This is a genomic window from Tropicimonas sp. TH_r6 (assembly GCF_033101155.1).
Lineage (GTDB): Bacteria > Pseudomonadota > Alphaproteobacteria > Rhodobacterales > Rhodobacteraceae > Tropicimonas.
In genome coordinates this window covers 1-16,860 of sequence record NZ_JAWMPX010000012.1, presented here as the reverse complement: position 1 = coordinate 16,860, position 16,860 = coordinate 1, and the positions used below count along the sequence as shown (strand labels likewise).

At 61.6% G+C, this 16,860-nt stretch carries 16 protein-coding genes and 1 pseudogene; 5 read left to right on the top strand and 12 right to left on the bottom strand.

The window, feature by feature from the left end; genetic code table 11:
• Nucleotides 1-8 precede the first annotated feature (8 nt).
• A complete protein-coding gene (locus tag R3X27_RS12905) occupies nt 9-1,010 on the top strand; it encodes a DUF1214 domain-containing protein (RefSeq protein ID WP_317709274.1) in 1,002 nt (333 codons plus the stop codon).
• A gap of 467 nt (nt 1,011-1,477) precedes the next feature.
• On the opposite strand, the gene acnA is transcribed toward R3X27_RS12905, so the two are convergent.
• The 9 genes from acnA to R3X27_RS12860 all read right to left on the bottom strand — a co-directional run bounded on the left by acnA (nt 1,478) and on the right by R3X27_RS12860 (nt 11,484).
• Nucleotides 1,478-4,075 (bottom strand): aconitate hydratase AcnA, encoded by a 2,598-nt coding sequence (acnA, locus tag R3X27_RS12900; protein WP_317709273.1) that lies wholly within the window; start codon nt 4,073-4,075, stop codon nt 1,478-1,480.
• A gap of 19 nt (nt 4,076-4,094) precedes the next feature.
• Nucleotides 4,095-4,568, bottom strand: a complete 474-nt coding sequence (rraA, locus tag R3X27_RS12895; protein WP_317709272.1) for a ribonuclease E activity regulator RraA — start codon at nt 4,566-4,568, stop codon at nt 4,095-4,097.
• A gap of 8 nt (nt 4,569-4,576) precedes the next feature.
• Nucleotides 4,577-5,218, bottom strand: coding sequence for a 3-oxo-tetronate 4-phosphate decarboxylase (gene otnC, locus R3X27_RS12890; protein WP_317709271.1), 642 nt, complete (start codon nt 5,216-5,218; stop codon nt 4,577-4,579).
• Nucleotides 5,215-6,501: a 3-oxo-tetronate kinase gene (gene otnK / locus R3X27_RS12885; protein ID WP_317709270.1), complete on the bottom strand. Its 1,287-nt coding sequence runs from the start codon at nt 6,499-6,501 to the stop codon at nt 5,215-5,217. Before otnK ends, otnC begins: the two co-directional genes overlap by 4 nt.
• Nucleotides 6,501-7,169, bottom strand: coding sequence for an aspartate/glutamate racemase family protein (locus R3X27_RS12880; RefSeq protein WP_317709269.1), 669 nt, complete (start codon nt 7,167-7,169; stop codon nt 6,501-6,503). Before R3X27_RS12880 ends, otnK begins: the two co-directional genes overlap by 1 nt.
• A gap of 80 nt (nt 7,170-7,249) precedes the next feature.
• Nucleotides 7,250-8,323 (bottom strand): isocitrate/isopropylmalate dehydrogenase family protein, encoded by a 1,074-nt coding sequence (locus R3X27_RS12875; RefSeq protein WP_317709268.1) that lies wholly within the window; start codon nt 8,321-8,323, stop codon nt 7,250-7,252.
• A gap of 109 nt (nt 8,324-8,432) precedes the next feature.
• A complete protein-coding gene (locus R3X27_RS12870; RefSeq protein ID WP_317709267.1) occupies nt 8,433-9,986 on the bottom strand; it encodes a tripartite tricarboxylate transporter permease in 1,554 nt (517 codons plus the stop codon).
• A 12-nt stretch (nt 9,987-9,998) separates the two neighbouring features.
• Nucleotides 9,999-10,430, bottom strand: coding sequence for a tripartite tricarboxylate transporter TctB family protein (locus R3X27_RS12865; protein WP_317709266.1), 432 nt, complete (start codon nt 10,428-10,430; stop codon nt 9,999-10,001).
• Between the two features lie 64 nt (nt 10,431-10,494).
• On the bottom strand, nt 10,495-11,484 hold the full coding sequence (locus tag R3X27_RS12860; protein ID WP_317709265.1) for a Bug family tripartite tricarboxylate transporter substrate binding protein: 990 nt from the start codon (nt 11,482-11,484) through the stop codon (nt 10,495-10,497).
• 449 nt (nt 11,485-11,933) lie between these two features.
• Between R3X27_RS12860 and R3X27_RS12855 the strand changes: the two genes are divergently transcribed.
• The 4 genes from R3X27_RS12855 to R3X27_RS12840 all read left to right on the top strand — a co-directional run bounded on the left by R3X27_RS12855 (nt 11,934) and on the right by R3X27_RS12840 (nt 15,909).
• Nucleotides 11,934-13,007, top strand: a complete 1,074-nt coding sequence (locus tag R3X27_RS12855; protein ID WP_317709264.1) for an Ldh family oxidoreductase — start codon at nt 11,934-11,936, stop codon at nt 13,005-13,007.
• Nucleotides 13,004-13,816, top strand: coding sequence for a TIM barrel protein (locus tag R3X27_RS12850; RefSeq protein WP_317709263.1), 813 nt, complete (start codon nt 13,004-13,006; stop codon nt 13,814-13,816). The genes R3X27_RS12855 and R3X27_RS12850 overlap by 4 nt, the downstream gene beginning before the upstream one ends.
• 142 nt (nt 13,817-13,958) lie before the next feature.
• Nucleotides 13,959-14,846: a GntR family transcriptional regulator gene (locus R3X27_RS12845; protein ID WP_317709262.1), complete on the top strand. Its 888-nt coding sequence runs from the start codon at nt 13,959-13,961 to the stop codon at nt 14,844-14,846.
• An 82-nt stretch (nt 14,847-14,928) separates the two neighbouring features.
• On the top strand, nt 14,929-15,909 hold the full coding sequence (locus R3X27_RS12840; protein ID WP_317709261.1) for a D-2-hydroxyacid dehydrogenase family protein: 981 nt from the start codon (nt 14,929-14,931) through the stop codon (nt 15,907-15,909).
• A gap of 236 nt (nt 15,910-16,145) precedes the next feature.
• On the opposite strand, the gene R3X27_RS12835 is transcribed toward R3X27_RS12840, so the two are convergent.
• The 3 genes and pseudogenes from R3X27_RS12835 to R3X27_RS12825 all read right to left on the bottom strand — a co-directional run.
• A complete protein-coding gene (locus R3X27_RS12835) occupies nt 16,146-16,391 on the bottom strand; it encodes a hypothetical protein (protein ID WP_317709260.1) in 246 nt (81 codons plus the stop codon).
• Nucleotides 16,392-16,521: 130 nt separating this feature from the next.
• A pseudogene (locus tag R3X27_RS12830) lies at nt 16,522-16,713 on the bottom strand (IS5/IS1182 family transposase); the annotation flags it as partial.
• On the bottom strand, nt 16,658-16,860 hold a 203-nt coding region (locus tag R3X27_RS12825), incomplete at its 5' end, for a hypothetical protein (protein WP_317709408.1). The gene R3X27_RS12825 and the pseudogene R3X27_RS12830, both read right to left, overlap by 56 nt.

The following is a 16,860-nucleotide window of genomic DNA, read 5'->3' as shown; positions in this document are numbered from 1 at the left end:
AAATGAACATGAAAACCAAGCTACTGCTGACAGTTGCGCTCTGCGCACCGACACTGGCCGTTGCTGAAAGCGTAACGGTCGAAACCTTCGTCCGCGCGGAATCCGACTACAACATCCGGGCAAACATGGAGGCCTTCGGCTATGGGCTGGGGGAGCTGCATCATTTGCGCGACCCAATTGCGCCGGACAACCAGCCGACAATTCGCATGAACCAGGACACGCTGTATTCCGGCTTGGTGCTGGACCTCTCTGAGCCGGCCGAGATCACCTTGCCTGAAATCGACGGCCGCTATCAGTCCATGCATGTGGTCAGTCAGGATCACTATATGTTCGCCGAGGCCAAGCCCGGAACCTACACGCTGACCGAGGAAGAGGTGGGGACCCGATTTGCCTCTGTCAGCTTCCGCACATTCGTTGATGTCTCGAACCCGGACGACATTGAAAAGGCACACGCCGCGCAAGACGCCATCGAGGTCAGTGGCGGTGGCGAAGGTCCGTTCGAGACGCCCGACTGGGACCTCAAGGCTCTGACCGTGGCCCGCCAAGCCCTGAGCGACGTCGCTGTGCTTGGTTTCAATGCGGATTTCGCCTTTGGCAGCAAGGATGAGGTGCGCCCAATCGACCACCTTGTCGGCGCCGCGGCGGGCTGGGGCGGGTTGCCGCGCACCGCTGCCTCTTATGTCGTGGATAGCGTGGCCGCCAATGATGGCGAGGTTGCGCATGCCGTGACGATCAAGGACGTGCCGGTGGATGCGTTCTGGTCCGTCACCGTCTACAATGCCGATGGCTACCTGGAACCGAACGATCTTGGCGTGAACAGCTACAACGATGTCAGCGCCAAGCCGAATGATGACGGGTCCTACACACTGCATTTCGGCAGCTGCGAGGATGGCCGGATCAACTGCATCCCGATCTCGCCCGGCTGGAACCATTCCATCCGCCTCTATGAGCCGCGCGCGGAAATCCTCGACGGCAGTTGGACCTTTCCGGAGATCGAACAGGTCAACTGAACCCGGTCGATCCGCGGCGCGCCCCAAGCTTAGAGTGGGACCACGCAGACGGTCGCACTTCCGGTTTGGCTCTGTCATGGCCGGTCGATAAAGCCCAATGAATGGCCGCTGAGGGTGGGACGTTGCTGTGCGGCGAAAGAAACTGAACGACCGATTTTTCCGCACTGTGGACCTACTCGATGGTAGCAGCGAATGTCGGCAATCCGCCCTCCCTGTAGGTTTCTGCATCAGCGAACATGGGAGGTTCTCTGTTCGGCCCAACGAGCGTGAACGGCCCAATCCGGTCATTCATGTCAGCCGCGGCGGACGGTTGGAGCGAACCCGAAATCTCGAATGCAGCCGTTCGCAGGAGCTGGTAGATTGCCGACATTGCGGACCTTCGCTGCGAGCGCAATTCTGCTAGCTTCGCGATAACGGAGTAGATCAAGAACGTCGGTTTTCCGAAACTCACGACAGCCGCACCGATCTCATGGTCCATCAGCGGAAGCAGACCTTCCCAATATGGCGGCAAGAACTCCACCGCAACGAAGCAATTCCACTTCCTGGAGCGTTTCCACGGCTGCTCTTGCGGAGATTGTTTCACGAAGACCATTGGCCCGTACAAGACCCACTGGGAACTCCAGGCGTCGGGAAAGCCGGTTCGCAGGAAGGTCGATTTCAATCCGGTCAGAACAGGCTATTCCCGCGGATTGCGGATTGAAGTCATCCAGAATTTCGATCGGCATGACGCCCATACCGATGAGGTTCGATCGGTGGATGCGTTCAAAGCTTCGGGCGACGACTGCGCGGGTCCCAAGGAGAGCCACGCCCTTGGCAGCCCAGTCCCGGCTGGACCCCATCCCGTATCGCTCGCCGGCGAGGATCACATTTGACGCGCCTTGGGCCTGCAGGTGTTCGGCGGCGACGTGAACAGGCAGGATCGTTCCGTCGTCGATCTGGGTGTGCGCTGGCGGCAGGTCGCGGGCGAGATAGTTCCGCGCCAGCCGGTTGGTGAAGATTCCGCGCAGCATGACCTCCCAGTTTCCGCGATAGGACGCGTAGACATTGAGATCATCCGGATCGCCGCCGCGTGCGACAAGCCACTTTCCGGCCTCGCTTTCCGTGTCGATCCAGCCGGCGGGAGAGATATGGTCCGTGGTCATGTCGTCGCCAAGCACCATCAACGGATGGGCGCTGTAGCACCCCAGGCGACTTCCTTCGTCAAATGAGGCGAATTTCGGCCGGCGCAGATTGCGCGATGTCGGGTTCCAAGGGAAGCGGGCGGTGCTCGGAGCGTTGATCGCGTCCCAGGCCTTGCTCCGCCAAGCCGCCTTGAAGGCCTGGGGAACATCCGCGGCGCGGAAGCCAGTCTCCATTGCGGCATCGATCTCGGAGCCTGTGGGCCAGATATCCGACAGGTAAACTGGGGACCCGGCCGGATCTATCCCAAGCGGGTCGCGCAGGACATCACCATATACGTCGCCCTTGAGCGCGTAGGCGATCACGAGCGGCGGCGATGCCAGGTAAGCAAGGTCGAGCTTCGGATGGACCCGTCCGGGGAAGTTCCGGTTGCCGGAAAGGATGGCCGCGATTGCCTTGCCATCGGCCAGAGCCGTCTCGATCACATCCGGCAGGGGGCCGGGATTGCCGATGCAGGTCGTGCAGCCAAAGCCGACAATGTCGTAGCCGACGGCAGAAAGATCCTCCAAAAGGCCCGCGCGTTCGAGGACAGCGCGCGCGGAGGGGGAGCCCGGCGCCAAGGAGGTCTTGACCCAGGAGGGCGGGCTGAGCCCTTTCGCCCTCGCCTTGCGTGCCAGAAGCCCGGCCGCGATCAGCAGGCGCGGATCGGATGTATTGGTGCAGGAGGTGATGGCGGCAACCCCGACGGCGCCGTCCGGTACGCCAGAACCGTCCTCATGACGCAGCTTTCGGCTGATCGCGGCCTCGATAGCCGGAACAGCCTCTCGAGGCGGCCTCCGGTCCTGCGGTCTGCGCGGTCCAGCAATCAGCGGCGAAAGCGTGCCGAGATCAATGGTGATCTCTCGATCGAAACGTGGAGCCTCGGTTGTGTCGAACCAAAGCCCCATCGCGCGGAAGACGGGTTCGATCGAGGCGACGAGCGCTTCTGGCCGCGCGGTACGTTCGAGATAGGAAACCGTCGATGCGTCGACGGCAAAAAAACCGGTGGAGGCGCCGTATTCCGGCGCCACATTGGCAAGGACGGCCCTGTCATCGGCCGAAAGATCCGCCACTCCGGGGCCGTAGAACTCCACAAACGCCCCTGCCACACCAATCCTGCGCAGCTGGTGGGTCACTTCGAGCGCAAGATCCGTTGAAAGGGTTCCGGCCGGCAAGCGCCCCTCCAGACGCACACCGACAATTTCGGGTATGGCGAGCGAGGTCGCCTGTCCGAACATGACGCTCTCGGCCTCCAGCCCGCCGATCCCCCAGCCCAGCACGCCGATGCCGTTGATCATTGGCGTATGGCTGTCCGTGCCCAGCAGCATGTCGGGATGTGCCCTGCCGTCCTCGCCGATCTCCAGCACGCTTGCCAGTTGTTCGAGGTTGATCGTGTGCATGATGCCGGTGCCGGGCGGGTTGACGCGCACCGTCTCCATGGTCTGCGCAGCCCATTTCAGGAAGCCATAGCGCTCGGCGTTGCGCCGGATCTCGTTGCTCCGGTTGATCTCGAATGCCTCCGGCGTGGCGTAGCAGTCCACGGCGAGCGAGTGATCGATCGAAACTTCAACCGGTAGGAGGGGAGCGAGGATTTCGGGATCGTGCCCGGCCTCGGCCAGCGCATCCCGGAGCCCGGCAATATCGGCCAGCGCCGGGGTGCAGGTCGTGTCATGCATCAGGATGCGATTGGGTTGGAAGGTGAACTCGAAACCGCTTGGCCGGCCGTCGAGCCAGGCGTCGAGCGCGTCGAGGAGCGGTGTGATCCCACCACCGGTTGCGCGAATGTGGTTCTCGGACAGGAGGCGCAGGACGTGTGGAAGGCGGGTGACCCGCGAACCGAGAACGCTCCGCAGGTCCGTGACCGTCAGCGGCCCGGAGGCCGTCTCAACTCGGATCTCGGTTCGCATGCCGTCCCTTCCCCGTCCGTCAGGCCAGTTCATCGTCGCTGTAGAGAACACCGTCGGCATCGCCAAAGACCCAACCGCCAGGCCGGAATACGACACCGCCGAAGCTGATCGCACCGCCGGTTTTGCCCCAGCCCTCCTTGGCGCTCTTCACCGGGGAGGTGGCAAGGGCAAAGACGGTCGTCGGCATCATATCGATCTCGGCGCTGTCACGGATTGCGCCATTGACGACGATCCCGGCCCAGCCCGAGTTGATCGCGAGATCGGCGAGGATGTCGCCGAGGAGCGCAATCCGGGTGGAGCCGCCCCCATCGACAACCAGGATGCGCCCGTCTCCGGGCTGTTCGAGCTGCGCGCGAACCTCCGTGTTGTCCTCGAAGCATTTCACGGTCTGCACCATCCCCCGGAAGAACGGTTTGGAACCAAACTGGCGGAACGGGAGGTGGACAAGGGTCAGCTTGCTTGCATGCGAGTCGATCAGGTCTGCGGTTTTCATGTCTGTCCTCAGATGGTTCCGAAAGTCGATTTCAATTCGACGACTTTCTCCGGCGACAACATACGGGTCGGAACGCCGCGCAATGCGACCAGGAGTTTCGCGGTTTCCTCCAACTCTTCCGCAGCGTTGACGGCGGAATGCAGGTCCGTGCCCGAAACAACCGGCCCGTGATTGGCGAGTAGCACGGCGGCGTGCCTCCCTTTCAGAGCGCGGATCCTGTCGCCCATAGCCGGATCACCGGGCCTGACATAGGGCACCATCTTCACCGTCCCTACCCGCATTACGACATAGGGCGTGATCGCTGGAATGCAGTCCTCGGGGTCCGTCTCCTCCATGCAGGAAAGCGCCGTGGCCCAGGTCGAATGAAGGTGAACGATGGCGCCCGCTTCGGGTCGGGTCTCGTAGTAGGCCCGGTGCAGGACAACCTCCTTTGTGGGACGGCCACCGTATATGTGCTGCCCGTCGAGACCGATCTTGGCGATTGCATGCGGATCGACCTCCCCCAGTCTCGCGTTGGTGGGTGTCATCAGCATTCCGTCGGGCAAACGAACCGAGACATTCCCGGCCGACCCGACCGAGAACCTCCGCTCGAACAGGGAGCGGCACAACCTTGCCATCTGTTCGCGAAGGCGGCATTCGGTCGTCGTCATTGGCCAGTCTCCATGATGGACAGCGCCTTGGCGAAGAAATCGGATGCGCCGAAATTGCCGGATTTGAGAGCGAGCGCGACGGGCGCCTCCGACCCGAGGGTCAGTATCGGTACGCCGGGGTCGATCTCCGGGCCGATGACCATGGCAGGCGAACCAAGCGCACTGGCAACAGCCTGCGCGACGGCACCAGAGGTCTCGCCACCGGCGACAACGATCCGTCGACAGCCTTGGGCCAGCAACGCGCGCGCCGTCTCAGCAAAGAGTGTGTCGAGCCTTGCCGAGACGGCCTCTCGAACGAAGCGTCTCTGAAGGGCTGTCACGTCTTCCGGTGCGCCCGAAGAATAGGCCAGTGGTGCGCGACCTGCGTTTTCCGCCATGAATTGAGCGAGAGTCTGCGGCGTGACATCGCCGGACATGACGGCGGGGACGTCGATCGGGTAGACGGGGTGGTTTTGTGCGTGCTGATCGATCTGGCCACGTGTGGCGCCGGAACAAGAACCAGCGAGTATGGCTTCCGGTCCAACCACAGGCTGGAACGCGCTCCTGCCGCCTTTCGCCTCGCCACGCCGGATGAAATTCCGTGGCAGGCCAAGGGCAATTCCCGACCCACCGGTGACAAGCGGAGCCTCGGCGATCGCCTCTCCGATTGTCAGGAGATCTGCGTCGGAAATCGCATCCACCACGCAGAGTCCAGTTCCTTTGTAAGCCTCTGCCGCAAGTGCGCCTGCAACCGAAAGTACGCCTGCCTGAACCGCTGTCTGTGGGACATGCCCGACCACGCCTTTGCATTGGCGGGCAAGGAAGCGGCGGATGTCCGGGTCGGTCATCGGGGTGAGCGGGTGGTTCTGCATCCCGCTCTCGCTCAGGAGCTTGTCGAAGACAAAGAGATGCCCTTGGTAGATGGTCCGACCGGTGGTCGGGAAGGCAGGGCAGACAACGGCTGCCTTCGCCGAGAGAGCACTCGCCAAAGCCTCGGCCACCGGGCCGATATTGCCGTCCGGCGTGGAATCGAAGGTGGAGCAATATTTAAATATGATCTGCCGGCACCCCTGCGCACGCAACCAGTCGAGTGCCGCGAGCGAGTCCGCAACAGCCTCCTTGACGGGCGCGGAGCGGCTCTTGAGCGAGATGACCCCGGCCTCGACCCCCGCCGGTGCCGGGCCGTCGGGGATCCCCGGGAACTGCGCCGTTACCAACCCACCTTGGGGTTCGATGCCCTTGGCGAGCGTGTTGGCAATGTCGCTTGCACCGGTAAAGTCGTCTGCAATCACACCGATCAGCATCAGGCCTGGTCCTTCTTCCCGGCAATGAGCTGCTTCATCTCTTCCACCGCGGCTTCCGGGCTGGTCAAAACAGGTGTGCGGGTCATCTCGCGCGTCACAATGGCGGCCGGCGCCATCGAGAAATGCGCCAAAAGGATCACGTCGGCATCCGTCACGTTTTCGGCTGTCTCGGCGATGATCCGGTTATGCGTATCCGCGTCCCCGGCCTGCAGGGCGTCGCGCGCGCCGGGGGCGAGGATCGACCGGATGGTGGCCGAGGGGCGTCGCCTCGCGGCTTCTTCGCGGAACTCCCGCTCCATCCCGGCAACGGCTGGTTCGAATGTGTAGACCATTGCCACCCTATCACCCGCCTTGAAGGCGGATTTGAACATGGATTCGTTGGGTTTCAGTACCGGCAAGGGAGAGGTGCGCGCCGCTTCCTCAATCCCCTGTCCAAAGGCGGAGCAGGTGTAGAGGATTCCATCAGCCGCAATACTCTCACCATATCGGGCCAGAGCCACAATACGACGGTCGAGGTCCTCGTTGGAAGCAGCGGGCCTGGCGCGGTCGATGGAGAGGCCCTCTTCGAGGATCGAAACCACCTCAGCCTCGGGCCAGTCCTGCCGGAGGGTCTGCTCGATCGGCTCCATTGCCAGCCGGGTTGCGTGGATCAGGACAAGTCTCGCCATAGGCCAAAATCCTTGGGTCGGTTGGGGGTGGCGCCATCGCGGGATGGCGCCACCCGAAGGGGCTGATGCAGGGAGGGAGATCAGCCCGCTGTCACGGCCTCGGCCACGAATGTGCCGAAGCTGTCGCAGTTCGCAGACCCGCCAAGATCACGGGTGCGCTTTGCCGGATCGTCCAGCACGTCATCGACGGCCTTGGAAATGGCGTCGCCCGCAGTCATCAACTTGTCGATGCCGCGCTGCTCGCCGAGCCAACTCAGCATCATGGCCGCCGAAAGGATCAACGAGGTCGGATTGGCGATGTTCTGCCCCTGGATGTCCGGGGCGGAGCCGTGCTGTGCCTGGGCGCAGACAAGGCCGGTCTCGGCGTTGGCGTTGATCGAACCGGCAAGACCGAGGCTTCCGGACAGTTCGGAGGCGAGGTCCGACAGAATGTCGGCATAGAAGTTCGTGGTGACGACGAGGTCATAGATTTCCGGCTGGCGCACCAGCAGGGCGGCGAAGGCATCGACGATCTTGTCGTCCACCTCGACCTCTGGGAAGTCCTTGGCGACCGCGTAGAAGCATTCGAGGAACAGACCGTCCGTCATCAGGAAGGAGTTGGCCTTGTGGATCGCCACGACCTTCTTGCGGCGCTGCATGGCGAGGATGAAGGCCTGACGGCAGATCCGCATGCAGCTGGCCCGCGTGATCTTGCGAACGGACAGCGCGATATCCTCGGTGGGCATCATCTCGCCCACGCCCTTGAACATGTTCCGGTCGGGATAGAAGCCTTCGGTCGCCTCGCGCATGATCACCAGGTCCATGCCGGGCGCCTTGGAGGGCAGGAACTCGCGCGTCCGGGCCGGGCGGACATTGGCATAGAGGTCAAGCCCGATGCGGAACCCGGCGGAAACGTTCCGACCGCCTTCTACGACCGGCGGATAGTCCATGTGGGACTGGGTGCCGAGGATCACGCCATCGAACTCCGTGCGCGCGCGGTCGAGCACCTCTTCGCGCAGCGTGATGCCGTATTTCTCGAGGCTGGGAAAGCCGCTTTCTTCTTCGTGAAACGTCAGGCCGAGATCGAATTTCGCATTGGCCGTTTCAACCACTTCAAGCGTCGCTGCCATGATTTCCGGGCCGATACCGTCGCAGGGCAATGTCATGATACGCATGGGATTTCTCCAGATTTTACGCGTGTCGGGTCAGTGCGGTCCCTGCAGGGGCCGCTTGAGAGGGGTATTTCGGGAGAGGCGCCGCGAGGGCCGCGGCGCCGGGGACGTGTCAGCCGCCTTCGGACACACCTTCGGAAACGCTTTCGGTGCGGCTCTTCTGCATGCGGGCCTTCATGCGCTTGCCCATGAACATCGGCAGAACAAAGCCGGTAATGGCGATGAGCCAGAGGATGATCGCGAGCGGGCTGCCGACGAGGACGGACCAGTCACCATCCGAGATCGTCATGGCGCGGCGCAGGTTCACCTCCATCTGGTTGCCCAGCAGGATGCCGAGGATGATCGGCACCAGCGGCACGTCGAGCTTGCGCAGCACCCATCCGGCGAAGCCGAAGCCAACCATCATCATCACATCGAAGGTGGAACCGGTGATCGAGTAGATGCCCACGAAAGAGATCATCGCCACGACCGGCATCAGGATCCGTGTCGGAACCATCAGCACCCGGGTAAAGAGGCCCACCAGCGGGATGTTCATGGCCAGCAGGATGATGTTGGCGATGAAGAGCGCGGCAATCAGGCCCCAGACGACGTCCGGGTTCTTCTGGAAGAGCAGCGGGCCGGGGGTGATGTTCAGCTGGAGCAACACGGCGAGCAGCACCGCGGTTGTCCCCGATCCCGGCACCCCAAGCGCCAGCATGGGCACAAGGGCACCGCCGGAGGCCGCGTTGTTGCCGGCCTCGGGGGCGGCAACGCCGCGCGGGTCGCCCTTGCCGAAGGTCTTGCCATCATGGTCGACCGTCTGCTTTTCAAGCGAATAGGCCAGGAAGGAGCCGAGCGAGGCCCCTGCCCCCGGCAGCACACCGGCGAAGAAGCCGAGCCCGGTGCCGCGCGCCATGGAGGGCAGACAGCGCTTGATCATCCCGAGGTCGGGCAGGATGCGGCCGATATTGGACGCGCTGGTCGCGTTGGGCGACTGGCCGCGATGACGTTCGAGGAAGATGAACACCTCGCTGACAGCGAACAGGCCGACGATGGCAATGAGGAAGTCGATGCCGTCATAGAGGTGGATATGGTCGAAGGTGAACCGTTGCGAGCCGGTCTGCGAGTCGCTGCCGATCATCGCCACGCCGAGGCCCAGGGCTGCGGCGAAAGCCGATTTCGCCTGGTTCGTCGAGGAGATGCCGCCAAGAGTGGCGAAGGCGACGGTGAAGAGCACGAAATATTCGGCCGGACCGAAGAGCAGCGCGATCTTTACCAGCTGCGGCGCCAGGATGACCAGGCCACAGGTGGCGACGAAGGCACCGACAAAGGAGGCAACGCCCGACAGTGAGAGCGCTTCACCCGCCTGGCCCTTGAGCGCCATCGGGTGGCCGTCGAGGCAGGTCATCATCGCCGGTTCATCGCCGGGGATGTTGAGCAGGATCGAAGAGATCCTCCCGCCATACATCGCGCCGTAATAGACGGAGGTCAGAAGGATCAGCGACGGCGTCGGGCCAAGCCCCAGAGAGAAGGCGATCGGGATCAGGATGGCGACGCCGTTTGCCGGGCCGAGGCCGGGCAGTGCGCCCATGAGCGTGCCGAGAAAGCAGCCAAGCACGGCGAGGAAGAGGTTCTGCGCGGTCAGGGCGACCGAGAAGCCATCTGCAAGAAGGGATAGGGTTTCCATCTGTATGTCTCCTCAGAAGCCGAGCGGTCCCTTGGCAAGCGAAAGGCCAAGGATCAGGTGGAAGGTGACGTAGATGCCGATGGAGGTTGCGAACCCGATGACCAGCGACCAGAGCGGGGCCGTTCCCAGCCGCCAGGTCAGGTAGGCGGTCGCGAAGATGGTCGAGATGACAAAGCCGATTTCGGGCAGCGCCCAGGCGTAGAGGAACATCACCGCGCAGGCGAAGACGATCTCGGCGAAGTCGCGGAAGGCCGGCCACTCTGGCTCGTCATCGGGCCGAAGCATGAAATAGATCGAGGTCAGGCCCAGGACGGTGCCGACGATATAGGGAAAGGCGCGCGGACCGACGACATCGACCATGAAGCTGTCTTTGATGATCGACGCGGCCCAGATGTAGAAGATGGCAAGGGCCAGTCCGAAACCGCCGAAGATGCGGTCACTCATTGTTGTTCCTCCCGACTTGATGCCGATTGGGGGCCGACCCTCTGGGAGCCGGCCCCGGTTCGCATTACTCGATGATACCGATCTCTTTGGAGAGCTTCTTCACATCTGCGATGCTGCCGGCAACGAAGTCGTACATGTCGTCGCCGAAATTATTGAACGGCGCGATGGCGGCTGCTTCGAGCGTCTCCTGGAAGGCGGGATCCTCCACCATGGTCATGATCGCACCCTTCCAGAACTCCTTGGCTTCATCCGAAGCGCCGGCGGGCATGTAGAGGCCGCGCCAGTTGGCACCGACCACATCATAGCCCTGTTCCTTGGCGGTCGGGATGTCGGGGAAGTTCTTCAGGCGTTCGGGGGCGAGGATGGCGATGATGCGGATATCGCCGCTTTCGAGGAAGCCGAGCATTTCCGAGAAGTCACCCGAAAGCGCTTCGACGGAGCCGGAGAGCAGGCCGGTCATCGCTTCGCCACCGCCGGAGAAGGAGACGTATTTCATCTGGCGCACATCCTCGAGCCCGGCCTTCTGCGCGACCAGCATCGGCTTGATATGGTCGAAGCTGCCAACCGAGGAGCCACCGGCGATGCCGACGGATTTCGGATCGGCGATGATGTCATCCATCATCTGGTTGAGGGTTTCGTACTTGGAATCCTTGCCCACGGCGATCGCGCCATATTCGGCGCCGAAGGTCGCGAGGAAGTGGACATCATCCTGCACGGCACCTTCATAGATACCCTGCGCGATGCGGGCGCTGGTGCTCATGGAGGCGGCGACGATCAGGTTGTTGTCCTCGTTGCGTTCCTTGGTCACATGCGCGAAGGCGACGCCACCGCCACCACCGGACATGTTGGTGACCTGCATCGAATCTTCGATCACTCCGAGATCGAAGAGGTACTTGGCCGTCGTGCGGCAGATGAAGTCCCAACCGCCCCCGGGGTTCGAGGGAGCGATGCAATGCGGGTTCTCGGCCTTGAAGCCTTCGGCTTGAGCCGCCGAAAAGGCGCCGGTTGCGGCGATCAGCGCGACCGCACCCAGCTTGAGGGTTTTCGTGATCATGCGGGTTTCCTCCCTGTGCAGAATCGAAAGCGAAACGAATCTTCGCTCGCCACTGAGATTGCATATGATCGTGACAAAAGCCAATACTAAATTGGATTTTTGAAGTTCATTGTCCATATTCGTCCGTGTGGTGGCGATAGCGGAGTACGTTTACACATTGATTTTCAACAACAATTTCTCACTGGAGGGGATCTTGAGGCACCCTTCGATTTGAACTTTCGCATCAGCGGCGCCAACGGGGAGCGGCGATCTGCGGTCCGGAAGATTGTACAATCACGGTCCAAAGAGCCAATCCGCCCCAGTCCATACGGATCAACATGGGTCTGTGACCTTCATCGCCAGTTGACTCGGAGCGTGCCTCGGGGCGATCTCGCCACAAAGCCAATGTGGGTGCTTGATATTTTGCATTTATTGGATTAGTAAGCCTCAAAAGCCAATAGGAGGATATCGTGGGGAAAGCCACTGTGTTCAGACACACGGATCTGCAGGTCCTGGCCTGCCAGATCCTGTCCGGGGCAGGCTTGTCCCAGGACCATGCGGACACCGTTGCCCGCGACCTTGTGCATGCCGATCTGCGTGGTCTGGCGTCCCACGGGGTGTCCCGACTTCCGATGTATGTCGAGCGTATCCGTCGTGGCGTCGTGAACCCACGGCCAAAGGTCACCATCGCCCCCCGGACGACCGCGGTTTCGCTTGTGGATGGCGACGATGGAATGGGCTTCATCGCGGCGCATGCGGCGATGGACGAGGCGACGCGACTTGCCAGCGACAGCGGGATCGGTCTCGTCGGTGTGCGCCGCAGCACCCATTTCGGCATGGGCGCTCTCTATGCCCTGCAGGCTATCGAGCAAGGCTATGTCTCGCTGGTCTTTACAAACTCGTCGCCGGCCCTTGCCATGCATGGAGGGCGGACAGCCTTTCTTGGCGCCGCCCCACTCGCGGCGGGGATTCCGGGCGGCAAGTACCCGCCCTACGTGATGGACATGTCGATGACGGTGATTGCCCGCGGCAAGATCCGTCTCGCGGCGATGCGAGGCGAGCCGATTGCCGAGGGGCTTGCCCTCGATTCCGAGGGACGGGCGACAACAGATGCCGCGGACGCCTTCGAAGGCGTCTGCCTGCCATTTGGCGGCGTCAAGGGATCTGTCCTGGCGACGCTCATGGACCTGATGAGTGGCGTCCTGACCGGGGCCAATTTCGGCGGTGACGTGAAGAGCCTCTACTTCGACCATTCCGAGCCGCAAAATCTCGGCCATCTCTTCTTTGCCTTCCGCCCGGATCTCTTCATGGCGCTGGAAGATTTCGAGGGGCGCATGGATTGCTTCTACGAGCGCATCAAGACGCTGCCGCGCGCCGTTGGCTGCGACGAAATCCTGTTGCCCGGAGAGCCCGAGCAGAGGTGCCATGCGCAGCGTGCGAGAGACGGAATCCCGATCACCGACAACGTCGTGGCCGACCTGAAGAAGCTTGCCTCCGAAACGGGGGCGGCTTTCCCGCGAATGACGGACGGATGCGTCGCATGACCGGAACCTTCCCGCTTTCCGCCCATATTGGATATCTCTTCTCCGAATTCGCGCTGCGCGACAGGGTGAGTGCGGCACGGGCCGCCGGGTTTGGAGCTGTGGAGCATCCCGATCCATTTGAAATCCCGGCCCGGGAGATGGCGCGGATCCTGGATGGCGAGGGGATGCGCTTTGCACAGCTTTCATCCGGCATTGGGGGCGGAGGGCTCAAGGGGTTGGCATGCCTTCCAGGCAAGGAAACGGATTTCCAGGAGGCTTTCCGGCGGTCGGTCGATTATGCAGAGCGGATAGGCTGTCCCTTCGTACACCCGATGGCAGGGATCGTGCCGACCGGGCTGTCCCGCGGTGCGGCTGAAGCGACCTATCGCAGCAATATCGAGTTTGCCATTCGCCTCTGCGATCAAAGCCCCGTCACCGTCCTTGTCGAGGCGATCAGCTGCGCCTTTGCACCGGGATACCTGATCAATGATCACGCTGCGCTGATCTCCGTCCTTGCGCCTTACCAACACGATGTCCGCGTTCTGCTCGACACGTTCCACGCTGCCAACAACAACGACTCCATCGGTCTTTTCCTCGCGAGCGCGAAGCTCCGACCCGGTCACGTTCACATCGCGGACTTCCCCGGGCGGCATGAACCCGGCACCGGACGCCTGAATTTCGAGCACCTGCTCGGACTGCTCGCAAAGGTCGGCTATGCGGGGACAATCGGCTTCGAGTACATCCCAAGCGGCGCAACAACCGATCACCTGTCCTGGATGCAGGAATGGAGCGGGCGCTCCCGTTCGGACATGGCTGCGCAAAGAGGGTAGAAATGACGGATGCTATCCCCCTCGACCCGTCAGCCAGCCTTGTTCCGGCGGATGTTGCCTTGACGACAATTGGCTTTTCAAGTCTGATAAGTCCAGAAAATCGGCTTTTATGGCCAAATCAGTTCATAGCGGCCCAAATATCATGAAAACCTCGTCCCTTCCGCAATCCATCGCCAGCAACCTCGCCGGACGCATCGCGTCGGGTGTGCTTGAGCCCGGAGCGCATCTCAGCGCGCAGAAGGTCGCCGACGAATTCGGTGTCTCACGCTCGCCGGTTCGCGAAGCTCTGACATTGCTGGAAGACAAGAAGATCCTGCTGCGGGAGAAGAACAGGGGGTATTTCGTTGCGGCCTCGGCGCGCAAGCGGAGCCTGGATATCAAGAACGGCGAGAATGCCGAAGCCTCCGACGACCCCTATCTGCGATTTGCCGAGGAATGGCTGGACGATGCGATCCCGGCAGATGTCACCGAGCAGATGCTGCGTGACCGCTACGACCTGACCAAGGCCGGCGTGAGTGAAATCCTGCACCGCGCGAGCCACGAGGGCTGGGCCGAACGCAAACAGGGCTACGGCTGGCACCTTCTGCCGGTGGCAAAGACGCCGGAAGGGTTCGACCAGGTCTATCGTTTCCGGATGGTGATCGAACCCGCCGCAATCCTGGAGCCGAGTTTCAAGGCCTCGTCCGACGTGATCGAAGGCCTCCGCGCCCAGCAATTGCGGATCCTTGAGAGCGACACCTCGCGTGTTCCAACCTTCAACCGGTTGGAAAAGGGAACCGAGTTCCATGAGGAACTGATCAGGATGTCGGGCAACCCGTATTTCCACACCGCGCTGGTTCGTGTGAACCGCATGCGCCGGTTGATGGAGTACCGCGCGAAGATCGATCCGGATCGCCTGGCCGTCCAGTGCAAGGAACATCTCGGCATTCTCGACCTGATTGCGCGTGGTGAACTGATCGAAGCCTCCTATGCGATGCGGCAGCATCTTGGCGGGGCCCTGCGCAAGAAATCCCCGATTGATTGGGACTAAGCCCCGGGAATTGCGAAAGATGCTGGCGCGGACTCAGGCTGGCCAGAACTCCTGAGAAATCAACCGACAAGGACCAAGACCAGTGAAAGTCCATATCCTCGACGATTGGTTCGACACGTTGCGCGGGCTGCCGTGCTATAAGAAGCTCGACGGGCACGACGTGACCGTCTGGACCGACCACACCGCCGACGTTGAAACCTTGGCCAATCGGTTGGGAGAAGCCGATGCGCTGGTTCTCTTCCGAGAACGCACGAGAGTGACACGTGCCCTAATGCAACGCCTTCCGAACCTTCGACTGATCAGCCAGCGCGGGGTCTATCCACATGTGGATGTGCCGGCCTGCACAGACCTTGGCATATTGCTTTGCTCAAGAATGCCTGCCGGCGCCCCGTCCTATGCCGCTGCCGAACTGACCTGGGCGCTCATCCTTGCCTCTATGCGGCAAATCCCGGCGCAGATCGCTTCTGTCAAGTCGGGACGATGGCAGATGGGCGTCGGCAAAACGCTCCGTGGGCGCACGATTGGATTGTATGGGTATGGCCGGATCGCAAAGGCTGTTGCCGGCTACGCGGAGGCGTTCGGAATGAAGGTTGTCTGGTGGGGGTCGCAAGACGGCCGAGCGCGCGCTGCGGCTGCTGGCATGACCGTGTCCGAGAGCCGCGAAGCATTCTTCACCGACAGCGATGTGGTCTCGATCCACGTTCGTCTGAAGCCCGGCACGCGGGGGGCGATCACGCGAGACGATCTCAAGATGATGCGAAAGGATGCGCTCTTCGTGAACACGTCCCGGGCGGGCCTGATCCAACCCGGTGCATTGCTCGATGCGCTGAATGCCGGCCGCCCAGGCATGGCCGCCATCGACGTGTTTGATAGCGAACCAATGACCAATCCGAACGACCCCCTGCTCGCCCACCCCAACCTCATCGCCACACCACATATCGGCTTCGTGACGGAGGATGAGTTCGATCTTCAGTTCAGTGATATTTTCGATCAGATCGTCGCCTATTCAGAGGGCGCCCCGACCCACATGATCAACCCGGAAGTACTGTCCGGTTCTGATTGAGCGCCAGAAGCCCCGCCGGCATCGGAAGGTCGGATTCTCACGCCGCTGCTAACCGGCGAGTTCGCGCTTGTGGAATGCCCCAAAGGACGTGGCTCTCCAACTGGGATATGATAATCCCGCAGATTGGAGGGCCAGGAAATGGCTGGAAAACCTCGGCTGCTTCCACGTGATTGCGCTGAACCAGAGGGATCATTGGACAGTTCGGTTCGGTTTCCCGGGGCATTGCCCGCGCGTTTTCAAATGAAATCTGAGGCATCAACCCAATCGTAATCCCGACCACTGTCAACCAAATACGCATAGTGGTCGGCTACTTCGTATGCTTCGCTCAAAATCTCAGTTTCACAAGGCACAAAGTCCTTCGGCGGAATTACCCTTTCTTTTTCAATGCACGCGGACAGGTATTCTCGCGCAAGCGCGTCTCGCGCAGCATCGATCTGGTCAAGGAGCTTTCGCACCCTTTCGTTTCGATCAGTGTGTTTCATGTCGTTTTTCCTATTCAGCGACCGATCGTGGGTGGCCAACAGGGACATTGGTTCATTCACACTGAGCCCAAATACAAAATCTGACTATCGGAAGAAAATTCGTGGGTTCCCATGGCCTTGATGCTGTACACATCCGGGTCAGTAGGTCCGGATCAACCGACGGTCGGCCAGTATGGCTACAGAACGGAGCGAGATGATCGCGAATGTTGTCCAAGTCTACGAAACGGTCGATTGATCGAAGAAGGTGGTCCTGCGGAACGTGATCCTCAATCGAAAACTCGTAAAACAGCGCCGCTTGTACTTCCTGCCTCGGTCTCAACATCGCGATCGATATCCCCTCCACCCAGGGAGATTGAATCGGCGCTCAGGCCACCAAACAAGCATAGTTTTTCAACGAAATACGCCCTCCATGTCGATCTCTGCGCCGCAGAGCGTAGGACGCGACGTTCAAACCCAACGCCGTCGCTTT